This window comes from Pseudomonas sp. 31 R 17 (assembly GCF_900004915.1).
Classification (GTDB): Bacteria; Pseudomonadota; Gammaproteobacteria; order Pseudomonadales; family Pseudomonadaceae; genus Aquipseudomonas; species Aquipseudomonas orientalis_A.
In genome coordinates this window covers 58,395-71,362 of sequence record NZ_CVTN01000031.1, presented here as the reverse complement: position 1 = coordinate 71,362, position 12,968 = coordinate 58,395, and the positions used below count along the sequence as shown (strand labels likewise).

Genomic DNA, 12,968 nt, shown 5'->3' with positions numbered 1-12,968 from the left:
AAACCAAAGGTGGGAGGGGGCTTGCCCCCGATAGCGACTTCACATTCAACACATACTCTTCAGGGCACACACATGAAAATCACCCGCCAAGCCTACGCCGACATGTACGGCCCCACCGTCGGTGACAAGGTGCGCCTGGCCGACACCGAGCTGTTCGTCGAAGTGGAACGGGACTTCACCGTCTACGGCGAAGAGGTCAAATTCGGCGGCGGCAAGGTCATCCGCGACGGCCAGGGCCAGAGCCAGTTGCTCGCCCATGAGGTGGTGGACACCCTGATTACCAACGCGCTGATTATCGACCACTGGGGCATCGTCAAGGCTGATGTCGGCCTCAAGAACGGCCGTATCCATGCGATCGGCAAAGCCGGCAACCCGGATATCCAGCCCGGCGTGACCATGGCCATCGGCGCCAGCACCGAAGTGATCGCGGGCGAAGGCATGATCCTCACCGCCGGCGGCATCGACTCCCACGTGCATTTCATCTGCCCGCAGCAGATCGAAGAAGCGCTCACCAGCGGCGTCACCACCATGATCGGCGGCGGCACCGGACCGGCCACCGGCACCAATGCCACCACCTGTACCTCGGGGCCATGGCACCTGGCGCGCATGCTGCAAGCCAGCGATTCGTTCCCGATGAACATCGGTTTTACCGGCAAGGGCAACGCCAGTCTGCCCGAGCCGCTGATCGAACAGGTCAAGGCCGGCGCCATTGGTTTGAAGCTGCATGAAGACTGGGGCACCACGCCCGCGAGCATCGACAACTGCCTGAGCGTGGCCGATGAGTACGACGTGCAGGTGGCGATCCACAGCGACACACTGAACGAGTCCGGCTTCGTTGAAACCACATTGGCCGCACTCAAGGGCCGCACCATTCACACGTACCACACCGAAGGCGCCGGTGGCGGCCATGCACCGGACATCATCAAGGCCTGCGGCTTTGCAAACGTGCTACCCAGCTCCACCAATCCGACCCGGCCGTTCACGCGCAATACCATCGACGAACACCTGGACATGCTGATGGTCTGCCATCACCTCGATCCAAGCATCGCCGAGGACGTGGCCTTCGCCGAAAGCCGTATCCGCCGCGAGACCATCGCCGCCGAAGACATCCTGCATGATCTGGGCGCGTTCTCGATGATCAGTTCCGACAGCCAGGCCATGGGCCGTGTCGGTGAGGTCATCACACGCACCTGGCAGACCGCCGACAAGATGAAAAAACAGCGCGGCGCCCTGCCCGGCGACGGCCCCGGCAACGACAACTTCCGCGCCAAGCGCTACATCGCCAAATACACCATCAACCCGGCGATCACCCACGGTATCAGCCATATCGTCGGGTCCATCGAAGTGGGCAAATGGGCGGACCTGGTGCTCTGGCGCCCGGCGTTCTTCGGCATCAAGCCGACCCTGATCCTCAAGGGTGGCGCGATTGCCTCAAGCCTGATGGGCGACGCCAACGCCTCGATCCCTACGCCGCAGCCCGTACACTACCGGCCCATGTTCGCCAGCTTCGGCAGCTCGCTGCACGCCACCAGCCTGACCTTTATCAGCCAGGCGGCACAGGACGCCGGAGTGCCCGAGGCCCTGGGACTGAAGAAGCAGATCGCCGTGGTCAAGGGCTGCCGCGATGTGCAGAAAACCGACCTGATCCACAACGACTACTTGCCCCACATCAACGTTGACCCACAGACCTACCAGGTCAAGGCCGACGGCGTGTTGCTGTGGTGCGAGCCCGCCGAGGTATTGCCCATGGCGCAGCGTTACTTCCTGTTTTAACGGCTTTTGATCCACAGCAGGCCGGTGCCCGCCAGGTGGCGGGCGCAGGCCGGACCTCCTGGCCGCTACAGGTCAGTCGCTTCCTCCTCGGACGATTCACCGTCCAAGGGATGCTCCGCCAATTCCTGGCGACTCAAGGTCTCGATCAACGCCGCTTCCTTGACCGCCAGCCTGGCCTGCTCATCGTTGGCCTTTTGCTTGTACACGCCTTCGGTAAGGTCCCCCGCGTTGAAACGATCAGTCAGCGTGACCAGCTCTTCCTGATGCGGCAGGCTCTGTGCTTCGAACTGCGGCCGGTATTTGTGGGCCAGATAGTCCTGCCAGAACTCCCGGGCCAGCAGCGCCTGAAACTCCTGCGCCGAGTTATTCAGCGCGACGACTTTTTCATAGGCCGCATCGAGCATTGGCGCAGTGACACCCACCAGGCCGGTAAACCTGACATGGGCGGGTTGCGCGGGCAATTTCAGACGGTCCTTGAGGCCGTGACGATAAGCCAGGCGGATTTCCACTTCCTCATTCAGTCGGCTTCTGTGGGGCTGTTTTTCGGCCAGGGACACCGCCGGATCGTTAACGATGGCTTCACTGCGCTGGATATCCGCCGAAGCGATTTTATCGACCTCATGCAGACGGAACAGGCCTCTGGACAACTGCGACAAGGCGCGCCCCGGCGTCTCACCGAGCGCCTGTGCGCGAGCCCGGTGGACCAGCACCTGCACCTCCAGGTTGCTGAAGGTAAACGCCGCACGATCACAGCAACGCGGCTCACCCGCCCGATCAAACAGCTCCTGGCGCAACCGGTCCGATTGCGGGGTGTTTTCGCTGATCGCGTCCAGCATTTCCCAGACCCGACGCTGCTGCTCCCCCCGGTCAGCTCCAGCCAGATCGAGGCGCTCGAGCACACTGTTGAACAAACCATCGGCACCCGGCTGGTCGCGCAATGCAAACCACTGGGTCCGTCTGGCGGCGATTTGCTCGGCGGACAGGTTGGAGGTCCAGCGCAGGAACGGCGTTTCTTGCGCGGCCGTGATCACCCGGCCCCCGCGAACCTGCCTGGCGGACTCCACCAACAGATTGATTTCCTGCGCCCCGGGCGGCCTCGCCTGCCGCAGCCGGGCAGCATAATCCTGCACCCGCTGCTGGGTCTCTTCGGATAACGGATTGTCGGTCACGCGGGTCACGCGGTTGATCCGGGTCATCTGCTCCAACCGTTCCGCCGAGGGGGCAATCACGGCGGCGGGAATGCTTGTGATCTGGTTGTCTTGCAAGTCGATGGTGTCCAGGGCCGGTTGTTCCGCCAGGCCGACCGGCCAGGTGTCGATCTGGGTCCTGGCCAGGCTGAGGGTACGCAGATCGGTGATACCGCTGAAGTCCGGGCTGATACCCAGTGGGTTGTCATGTATGAGCAACGCGCGCAGGGTGGTGCGTTCAGACAGAATACGCGCCGTTTGCGCGGTCAGACGGATCTGGTTTTTTTGCAGCATCAAACGCGTCAGGCCGTGCATGTCCCCCAGGGCCGGCGGCAACTCGCGCAGCTGGTTATTCGACATGTCCAGCCAGCGCAGGTGCCGATAGCGCGCGAGAAACCCCTCGGGTGAAGCGCTCAAGTGCATGTTGTTCAATTTGAGTGAGCCGACGTGGCTGAAGTCCACGTCCAGATCCGGCAGGCTGGGCAGGTTCAAGCCACTCAAATCCAGCTCCAGGCCGATAGGTGTGCCGTCATTGGCTAACTTCGGTTCGGTCTCGCGTCGCCAGCATTCGAGGATACGTTGCTGCGCGGTGTACCTGTCCGTCATCGCGGCCGTGTTGGCCTGCCGTTCGCCCATGCGCACATAACGCTGACGCTCACCGCCGCCCGAAAAGACCCAGGCACTCAACTGGTTTTGCAGCACGTCGAACTCCTGCTCCAGCCTGGTCAGCTCCGCACCCGCGTCCGCGCCTGACCGCCAGAGGAACTCCCTGGCTTGCTGGCTGCTTTTACCTGGGTACACCCGCCGATATTTTTCGACATCGGGATTACCACTGTCGAATGCATCGGGTAGGGCGCCCTTGATGAGGTCTGGGCGGGTCTCGCTCAAGCGCTTCCAATAGCTGTCGAGCTCGCGCCAATACTCGGCGGGGAATGCGTTTTCGCGCAGCAAGGTCACCCCGTTGATCCTGGCGACCCTGTCAAGCTGGTCGGGTGCAGGCCTGAGGTTCTGCTCCGGCACTTCACGCAGTCGGTTGAAGCTCAGATCCACCATTTCAAGGTTGGCCTGGCTGCTCAGGCCGGTTGGCCACTGATCCATTTCGGTGTGCGCGAGGTTGAGGGTTTTCAACCGGGGCATGCCACTGAAGTCCGGTATTACTCTCAGCGGGTTATTCGCCAGCGACAGTGTCTCAAGATCAGCCATCGCACTGATTTTTCCGGCGCTTTGGCGGGTCAGTCGGATTTGATTGCTGCTGACTCGCCCACGGTATATCCGCCCAGCACTACGTCCCTGTCCGCTCAGGTCCAACGAGACGAGCGTGTTCATATCACCCACCACTTCCGGCAGTTCAGTCAACCCGCAGTCCCTGATCCGCAAACTGCGCAATTGGCTGAAGTTGCTCAGGAACCTGTGGGCACTGTCAGACCAGCGAAACCTGGACAACTCCAGCGACTGGACATGGCTGAAATCCCCTTCCAACGCTGGCAACTCCAGTACCCCGGCTCCGGACAAGTGCAGCGATTCGCCGCTATCCCGTCGCCAGCACCGCCTGATGCTGTTCGCGATACTCACTGCGGGGTCCTGCACACGCGCCAGAGCACTGGCCGTGGGCTGCTCGTGCACCTTGACCCACTCCTTGAGCGTTGTATCCAGGCGCTTGTATTGCGTTCTGCGCTGCTCCCGTTCACGGCTTTCGGATGAGCGCAGCAGGTCAGTGACCCGTTGGATGATGCCGCGCCCCCCACCCAGCAGGCGCATGGCCGGGTCGTAAGCCGGCTTGCGCACCGGGTGCTCCAGCAGCACCGTACGCAATGGCTCTCGCGGCAGTGGAGTGTGTTGAATCGCCGCCTTCAATTGCTGCGCATCGGTGAACCCCAGGCCCTGGCGCTCGGGACCAGACAAAGCATCCCAGGCGCCAGCGTAGAAATCCCGTGGCGCCGGTGCCTGGAACAGGCCGTTGTCCATCTGCACCAGCACCCTGGTGTGGGGCCAGTCCGGCGAGCCGATGGCGTCGAGCAGCGGGCCGGCAGCCGAATACTGACGCAGCTCCACCCGCGTCCCCCGTGGCCATCCCGGCAAGGTTTCAAGGGTGCGCAGGGCCAGGCGCTGGCTGTCGATGTGCGCCAGTGTGTCCAGGTGCAGCCCTTCATAGGCTTTGGCCACACGGGTTTCCTGCTCGCACCACTGCGCCAGTTCGGCACTTTCCGGCGGCAGCCGCCCCGTGTCGCGCAGTGCCTCCAGTGCCGGCGTATCGAGGTGCTTGAGTAACTGCGCCGCGACCGGTTCGGGCAAGTGTGGGTAGCTGTCACGGATGAGCCGCACATCGGGATCATCACCGGCGCTCAGGGCGTTGTAACGCTCCTCGAGCAGCGCGCCCTTGAAGGTCTCGACCACACCGGCAATGTCCTGGCGCAACAGACCGGCCCGGGTCTGCAGTGAATCCTCGCCAGTGCCGGGAATGCCTTTGAGCGCGGGGTCAACGCCTTGCAGCGTGTTCAGCACCTCTTCAAGCAACTCGCCACGGGCGATGTGCTGCTCACTGAGCACCACCACGCGCTTGGCCAGCGATGGCCGTGCATCGTCTTCCCACAACAGCGTGCCGTGACGGTCAAGCACCCGCAGAGGGGGTTCCTGGGGCAGCAGGCCGCGCCGTCGCAGAATGTGCATTTGCAAGGCGATGTCGGCCTTGGCGTAGACCGCCGGGTCGCTGCTGCGCAATTGCTCGATGAACGTCGTGAGTTGCTGGTGCAGCTTGAAACGCGTGATGCTCTCGTTGAGCAACATGGGCACCGGCTGATGCTCGACGAAGGTCTCGCGCAACGCGTCCACGCCGACACCGCTGGCGTCCCGGGCGTGCTCCAGGCGCTCGGCACTGAGGGGTTCACGGGTGAGGCCCAGGCGCCGCATCAGGGTGGGGGTGTCCCAGGTCAGCGGCTCCTCGACTTCATGGCTCCAGGCACCGGCATGGTTATGCTCCAGCAGGGGCGCATAGGCCTCGGGGCGGCTCGGGTGCTGGATGCGGTAGTCGCCGGTGCGGGCATCCTGCTTGACCCGGTAATAGTCGCCTTCATGGGGCAGGATCGTCTCACCCTTGTGCTGGTAAAGCCCGAGGCGATCCGGCTTGGCGTCAGCGCCCAGGTCTACAGGGATTTTGTACGCCCCCATGTCCGGGTTCCATAGTTGCGATTGACCATCGGGCTGAGTGATGGGCCTGAGGTTATCGACCATGCTCGATACCTTCACTTGCGGCAGGACCTTGGCCCCGGTGCCGATAAACGCCGCATTGAGCGCCACACTGGAAAAATGTGCCCACAACGACTTAACGTCGCCCTGCTCGTACGCTTCAATGCCCTCGAAGGCTTCGCTGGCCATTTGCGCGGCCCCCACCGCCAGCATGATCGGCCCCAAGCCCGGCACCACGAACGCCGCCAGGTTGTACACGCTGATGACCGCATCCAGGTAGCTCGACAAGCGCTCAAGCCGCGCCTTGCGGTCTTCATCGCCGGTGGGCACCGCCACCGCCCGCCCGTCGGACAGGATCTTGCGCACCTGGGCCTGGCGCAGTTGTTCCCAGAGATTGCCGCTGATCCCCATCTGCGCCAGCGGCAACCGCGCCGCCCTCGGCTTGATCGGGTAATCGGCGGCCGCGCCGTTGGCGGGTTTGTACAGGGCGTCGAACTGCTTGAAAAACACCCCTTGCTCACGCTGTGGCACAAAACTGCTGAAAAACCGCCGATAGGACGCACTGTGCAAGCGCGTGCGCAGATCGACCATAAAGTCGGCGCTGGAGGCGTACTCCTTGACGGGCTGCTGGGGGTCGTTGGGGATATACACCACCACACGCTCGACCCGCTCGCTATCTTGACGGTTCGGGCCAATCAGCACGGGGCCCACCAGCGTACTGCCGAACACCTGCAACGCCGCAAAGGTCACCGGCTTGCCATCGAGCGTGGCGCTGGCGGGATCGGCCACCACCTGCTGGAGCATGCGATAAGCCGTGTCGCTGATGCCCCAACCCGTGCGGCCATTGGTGAGGCTGCCGGTGTATTGGCGCCGGGCGATTTCGCTGCCCAGGGCCAGTGACTGGCGGTGATATTCTTCTAATTGCTTCTCCAGCGCGTCACGCTCGGCGCCGTCCTCGGGCTGCACAATCGCCTTGAGGTGCTGCTGATACTGCTCACCCAGATCAAGGGTGCGGCAGAGCCTGGCAAATGCATGGGGCGCAAGGCTCACCGCCTGGGCGTTTACGGCGTGGAAGGTGGACAACACCTCGCCGTCATAGCCACTCCACGTGGTAATGAGCTGGCAGTCGTTGCACGGCAGCGGTTGTTCCTCGTCGGCCTCGAAATTGGCCAGGGCCGCCTCGAGCAGGGAAACACCCCGGTACTCGTAGCTCAGGGACCCATCGTTCTGCTGGTCGAATACCAGAAAACCATAAAAGTCATCGCGGCCTTTAAATGCGTACTTGCGCACCAAGTACACCTGGCGCACATCCAGATCCAGGTTGAACTGCTGCTTGATGGCGTCTTTGAGCGGCTGCTCGGCGAAATCCAGTACGTCCTTGATCGTACCCAGGGTGTTCTCGACCCGGTTCAAGGCGTCGCGGTAACGAATATGGCTGGCCGCCAGCTCGCTTCTGGACTGCGCCGTGGCACTCAAGTACCAGCTGGGCAGCTCCATTTCGTGGTCAGCGAGTTCTTGCTGGCGCTGCGCAGCCGATTGGTTGAACCAGGCGGGCACGCGGTCTTTGAGGAAGTCGTAGTGAACGCCGCGCAGGTCGACGTTGAAGGTCCCTTCGGCACTGGAAGGAGGAGGCAGAGAATCCGGCATGGCGGGTCGTCCTTGGTTGAGAGCAAAGCCCCCAGCCTATCGAACGACCCGTGTTGAAAAGCCTACATAGTTAACCGGTTCAGAAGTGCTCGCGCGGGTTGAATGCGGCTTTTTCCGCCAACGCCTGCCACAGCGCCTTGACCTCTTCATCGCTGGCTTTAGGCATCACCGCCTTGAGCTGCACGAACAGATAACCGCGCTGCCCGGCCTTGTTCAACAGACCGTGGCCCTTGGCGCGCATGCGCTGGCCGTTCTGGCTGCCGGCGGGCACCTTGAGGTTGATCCTGCCGGTCAGGGTCGGCACTGCCACTTCAGCGCCCAGGGCCAATTCCCACGGCGCCAGCGGCAAGTTGATGATCAGGTTTTCGCCATCCACCTCGAAACGGGCATGGGCCGCGAACTTGATAATCAGGTACAGATCGCCATTGGCCCCACCGCCAATGCCCGGCGCACCCTGCCCCTTGAGGCGGATACGCTCGCCGTCGGCCACGCCGGCGGGGATCTTCACGTTCAGGCTCTTGACCGTGTTGCTGACGTGCCGACCGGACGCATCGTATTGCGGCACCTGGAAGCTGATCTGCTTGGATTCGGTGGACAGGGTTTCCTCAAGGGAGATCGACAGCTGCATCTCCACATCCTGGCCCTTGCGTCCGGCAGGACGACGCTGGCCGCCGCCAAACGCGTCGCCCCGCGAGCCGAAGATCGAGCTGAAGAAATCCGAGAAGTCTTCAGTGCCGGCGCCACCGCCAAAGCCGCCACGGCTCTGCCAACCGGGCGGGCCCTGGAACGGCTGGCCATGCTGGCCATATTTGCGCAGTTCGTCGTACTCGGCGCGCTTGTCGGCGCTCTTGAGCGCTTCATAGGCTTCGGACGCGTCCTTGAACTTGGCTTCGGCGTCCTTCTCCTTGCTCACGTCCGGGTGGTACTTGCGGGCGAGCTTGCGATAGGCGGCCTTGATTTCCTTGTCATCGGCGCTTGGCTCGACCCCCAGAATCTTGTAGTAATCTTTGAAATCCATCGGCGGTTCACCATCCTTAAATCGAGATCGCACAGCCTGGCCACAAGGTGCGCTGGTTTGCACGTGTTGAGTCTTGCGGCCTGGGGTGCGTCGCAGTGTCATTCGGCACATGCCGTATGCACCAGATGTGGGGGCAAATGTCGCGCTTTCAAGCAGTATTTAACAGATGGTCGGCCTACGCATCCGGCGTCGACTGGCATACACTGCGCGGCCGTTTTGCAACCGGAACCCGATAGACATGAAAAACGAATCTCCAGCCCGTGCCTGCGGCATCGACTTTGGCACGTCCAACTCCACCGTCGGCTGGATACGCCCCGGCGAGGAGACGCTCATCGCGCTGGAGGACGACAAAATCACCCTGCCGTCGGTGGTCTTCTTCAACTTTGAAGAGCGTCGTCCGGTGTACGGTCGGTTGGCGTTGCACGAATACCTGGAGAACTACGAAGGCCGCCTGATGCGCTCGCTCAAGAGCCTGCTGGGTTCCAAGCTGATCAAGCACGACACCAGCGTGCTCGGCACCGCAATGCCGTTCACCGACCTGCTGGCACTGTTTATCGGCCAGCTCAAGAGCCGCGCCGAAGCCAATGCCGGTCGTGAGTTCGAAGAAGTGGTGCTGGGCCGTCCGGTATTCTTCGTCGATGACGACCCGATGGCCGACCAGGAGGCGGAAAACACCTTGGTCGACGTGGCGCGCGCGATCGGTTTCAAGGACATCTCGTTCCAGTACGAACCGATTGCGGCGGCGTTCGACTACGAGTCGACCATCGAGAAAGAAGAGCTGGTGCTGATTGTCGACATCGGCGGCGGTACCTCCGACTTTTCGCTGGTGCGTCTGTCGCCGGATCGCCGCCACAACGACAACCGCCAGAGCGACATCCTCGCCACCGGCGGCGTGCACATCGGCGGCACCGACTTCGACAAACAGCTCTCGCTGGCCGGCATGATGCCGCTGTTCGGCTATGGCAGCCGCATGAAAAGCGGCGCCTACATGCCCACCAGCCACCACATGAACCTGGCCACCTGGCACACCATCAACTCGGTGTACTCGCAAAAATCCCAGCTGGCCCTGGGCAGCATGCGCTACGACATCGAAGACACCGGCGGCATCGACCGCCTGTTCAAATTGATCGAACAGCGCGCCGGGCACTGGCTGGCCATGGAAGTGGAAGAGACCAAGATCCAACTGACCCAGGACGACAGCCGCCATGTGCCACTGGACCGTATCGAAGCGGGCCTGAGCGTGGACCTGAGCCGGGCGCTGTTCGAGTCATCCATCGACAACCTGCTCGAACGCGTGCGCGGCAGTGTCACGCAGTTGCTCAATGACGCCTCGGTGAGCGTGGCCCAGGTGGACACGGTGTTCTTTACCGGTGGCTCCAGCGGCATCCCGGCGCTGCGCCACAGCATTGCGGCGATGCTGCCGAATGCGCGGCACGTGGAAGGCAATATCTTTGGCAGTATTGGGAGTGGTTTGGCGATTGAGGCGAGTAAGCGCTACGGCAGTTGAGTTTTAGCTGAAACTGCGGCGCGCCCATCGGGGGCAAGCCCCCTCCCACAGTTTGATGTGTGAACACCTTCAAATGTGGGAGGGGGCTTGCCCCCGATAGCGTCAGCCCAGGCAACACAAGGCTTAAACCATCCCGCCGAGCTTCAACTCACTCTTGAGATACGCATAGTAAATCGGCCCCGCCACCACCCCCGGCAGGCCGAATGCCGCCTCGAACACCAGCATCGCCAACAACAACTCCCACGACTTGGCACTGATCTGCCCGCCGACAATCCGCGCGTTGAGAAAGTACTCGACCTTGTGGATCACGATCAGGTACCCCAGCGCCGCCACCGCCACCCAGATCGACAACGACAGGGCCACGATGGTGATCAGGGTATTGGACATCAGGTTGCCGATCACCGGCAGCAGGCCGAGCAGGAAGGTCAGTACGATCAGGGTTTTGGTCAGCGGCAGGTGGATGCCGCACAGCGGCAGGACCACGGCGAGGAACACGGCGGTGAAGGCGGTATTGAGCGCGGCGATCTTGATCTGGGCGAAGACGATATTGCGAAACGCCTGGACCAGCAGGTGCAGGCGGTCGAACAACGCCGCAGCCAGGGGTTTGCGCTTGGTCAGGTCAGGCACGCGTTGCAGGGCGATGATCGCGCCCAGCACCATGCCGATCAGCAAGGTGACGAACATGTGCGCGGCGTCCTTGCCCACCAGCTGCAGTTCGCTCAGGTGCTTGCTCAGCCATTGGCCGATGGCCACGCGAAACTCGGCGGCGCTGGCGGGCAGGTAGGCGTCCAAAAACGGCGGCAACTGGCCGCGCGCGCGATCGACCACGCCCATGAATTTGTCGAGCGAAGCGCCGGGGTTTTCCGCTTCATGGAGCAGAAAGCTGATGGCGCCGGCGAAGATCAGCGCGAGTACGCTGACGATCAGAGTGCCGAGCAGGGCCACCGCCAGCCAGCGCGCACGCCGCCCTTCGATCAGCCGTTGCAGTTGGGGGGTGAGCATGTTGACCAGTTCATAGACCAACAGGCCGGCCAGCAGGCTGGGCAGCAATTTGAGCGGCAGCACCAGCAGCAGTCCGCCGAAAATGATGATGTAGCTGGCCAGCAACAACACATGACGCTGAGAAAACGTTGGCATACAGCCTCAAAACGAACGGCGTTAAAGGATGTTGTAGGAGCGAGCTTGCTCGCGAAAAACGAAAGGGCACCGCGTTTAGTCAGGGTGCCCGTTTGATCGTTCACGTTTTTCGCGAGCAAGCTCGCGCCTACAAAGGGACTGCGTGCGAGTGTCGCAGCCTTCTATGGCCTGGGGCTATTACTTCTTCAGGCAGGTACTCATGAATGTTTTACGCGCATCGCCGGTCAACGCTTGGGTTTTCGCCGACGCATTGCAGTCTTTCATCTTTTGCTGCTGCGGGGTCAGGGTCTTGGCATCATTGGCCGCCGGGGCCGACAGGCAGGTCTTCATGAAAGCCTTGCGCTCATCGCCCTTGAGGGTCTTGGTGGTGGCCTCGGCGTTACAGGTGGTCATTTTGTTTTGCTGGGCGGTGGCGGCAAAACCCTGGGAACACAGCAGCAGGCCCATCATCAACAGCGGAATACGCAGCATCTTCATGGAGTTTTCTCCCTGTTACCGTACCGAAGGGCACGGCCTACAACGCAGTGTAGTCAAAACCTGTTACAACTTCACCGGCGGCGAATAGTCGTCCGACGGTATCGCTTCCACCTCTTCAACACATTGGGTTTGCTTTCGATGCAATACGCGTATCCCCTGCTGGCCATCCTTATCTGGGCCGGCAACACCGTGGTCAACAAACTGGCGGTGGGTTCGATTTTCCCGGCTGAAATCGGCTTTTATCGCTGGCTGTTCGCGGCGCTGCTGTTCACTCCGTTCATGTTCAAGCCGGTGATCGCCAACTGGCCGCTGATCCGCCCGAACCTGGGCAAGATTTTCATGCTCGGGGTGCTGGGCATGGCCGTGTATCAAAGCCTGGCCTATTACGCGGCCACGCTGACCAGTGCCACCAACATGGGCATCATCCTCTCGCTGATGCCGCTGATGGCCCTGACCGCCGCCATTATCAGCCTCGGCCAGCGCCTGACCTTCGGCGCGCTGACCGGCGCGGTGCTGTCGTTCGCGGGGGTTTTGGTGGTGGTGTCATCCGGCAGCCTGGGCGCGTTGCTGCAACACGGGATCAACCTCGGTGACGCCATGATGCTGGTCGCCACCCTGGCCTACGCGGTCTACAGCACCTTGCTGAAAAAATGGCAACTGCGCCTGCCGCCGTTGGTGCTGTTGTATCTGCAAGTGCTGGTGGCGGTGGCGGTGCTGTTTCCGCTGTTCCTGTTCTCCGCCAAGGCGGGCCTGGGCTGGGCGAATATCCCGCTGGTGCTGTATGCGTGCCTGCTGGCTTCGATGCTGGCGCCGCTGGCGTGGATGCACTCGGTCAAAACCCTGGGGCCAAGCCGTACCACGTTGTTTTTCAACCTGCTTCCACTGATTACTGCCTTGATCGCGGCGGTGGTGCTGAAGGAAGCGCTGGCGCTTTATCACCTGGTGGGAGGGTTGCTGACCTTGGGTGGGGTCGTCCTGTCGGAGCGCTGGACCACGCCGGTCAGACCTCGTCGTGACACATCCTGTTAAATCCGATAAA

7 protein-coding genes are annotated in these 12,968 nt (G+C 62.1%); 3 read left to right on the top strand and 4 right to left on the bottom strand.

What is annotated here, in order from left to right:
* Nucleotides 1-72: 72 nt before the first annotated feature.
* Nucleotides 73-1,773, top strand: a complete 1,701-nt coding sequence (gene ureC / locus BFP89_RS01140; RefSeq protein ID WP_065883389.1) for an urease subunit alpha — start codon at nucleotides 73-75, stop codon at nucleotides 1,771-1,773.
* 65 nt (nucleotides 1,774-1,838) lie between these two features.
* Here the strand turns inward: ureC and BFP89_RS01135 are convergent, their stop codons facing one another.
* On the bottom strand, nucleotides 1,839-7,790 hold the full coding sequence (locus BFP89_RS01135) for an NEL-type E3 ubiquitin ligase domain-containing protein (RefSeq protein ID WP_065883387.1): 5,952 nt from the start codon (nucleotides 7,788-7,790) through the stop codon (nucleotides 1,839-1,841).
* Between the two features lie 79 nt (nucleotides 7,791-7,869).
* Entirely contained in the window at nucleotides 7,870-8,808 is a 939-nt protein-coding gene (locus BFP89_RS01130) for a DnaJ C-terminal domain-containing protein (RefSeq protein WP_065883385.1), read from the bottom strand.
* 238 nt (nucleotides 8,809-9,046) lie between these two features.
* Between BFP89_RS01130 and BFP89_RS01125 the strand changes: the two genes are divergently transcribed.
* Nucleotides 9,047-10,315 carry an Hsp70 family protein gene (locus BFP89_RS01125; protein ID WP_065883383.1) on the top strand — a complete coding sequence of 423 codons (1,269 nt, stop codon included), beginning with the start codon at nucleotides 9,047-9,049 and terminating at the stop codon, nucleotides 10,313-10,315.
* 123 nt (nucleotides 10,316-10,438) lie between these two features.
* Here the strand turns inward: BFP89_RS01125 and BFP89_RS01120 are convergent, their stop codons facing one another.
* Together BFP89_RS01120 and BFP89_RS01115 are read right to left on the bottom strand one after the other, a co-directional pair.
* A complete protein-coding gene (locus BFP89_RS01120; RefSeq protein ID WP_065883382.1) occupies nucleotides 10,439-11,452 on the bottom strand; it encodes an AI-2E family transporter in 1,014 nt (337 codons plus the stop codon).
* Between the two features lie 177 nt (nucleotides 11,453-11,629).
* On the bottom strand, nucleotides 11,630-11,929 hold the full coding sequence (locus BFP89_RS01115) for a PsiF family protein (protein ID WP_065883380.1): 300 nt from the start codon (nucleotides 11,927-11,929) through the stop codon (nucleotides 11,630-11,632).
* Nucleotides 11,930-12,067: 138 nt separating this feature from the next.
* On the opposite strand from BFP89_RS01115, the gene BFP89_RS01110 reads away from it, so the two are divergent.
* Nucleotides 12,068-12,958: a DMT family transporter gene (locus BFP89_RS01110; protein ID WP_065883378.1), complete on the top strand. Its 891-nt coding sequence runs from the start codon at nucleotides 12,068-12,070 to the stop codon at nucleotides 12,956-12,958.
* The last annotated feature ends 10 nt before the right edge of the window (nucleotides 12,959-12,968 follow it).

What these genes read in the sequence shown, in the direction of transcription:
- BFP89_RS01130 (WP_065883385.1), bottom strand. Translation starts at nt 8,808, where the DNA reads ATGGATTTCAAAGATTACTACAAGATTCTGGGGGTCGAGCCAAGCGCC.
- BFP89_RS01135 (WP_065883387.1), bottom strand. Translation starts at nt 7,790, where the DNA reads ATGCCGGATTCTCTGCCTCCTCCTTCCAGTGCCGAAGGGACCTTCAAC.
- BFP89_RS01115 (WP_065883380.1), bottom strand. Translation starts at nt 11,929, where the DNA reads ATGAAGATGCTGCGTATTCCGCTGTTGATGATGGGCCTGCTGCTGTGT.
- BFP89_RS01125 (WP_065883383.1), top strand. Translation starts at nt 9,047, where the DNA reads ATGAAAAACGAATCTCCAGCCCGTGCCTGCGGCATCGACTTTGGCACG.
- BFP89_RS01120 (WP_065883382.1), bottom strand. Translation starts at nt 11,452, where the DNA reads ATGCCAACGTTTTCTCAGCGTCATGTGTTGTTGCTGGCCAGCTACATC.
- BFP89_RS01110 (WP_065883378.1), top strand. Translation starts at nt 12,068, where the DNA reads ATGCAATACGCGTATCCCCTGCTGGCCATCCTTATCTGGGCCGGCAAC.
- ureC (WP_065883389.1), top strand. Translation starts at nt 73, where the DNA reads ATGAAAATCACCCGCCAAGCCTACGCCGACATGTACGGCCCCACCGTC.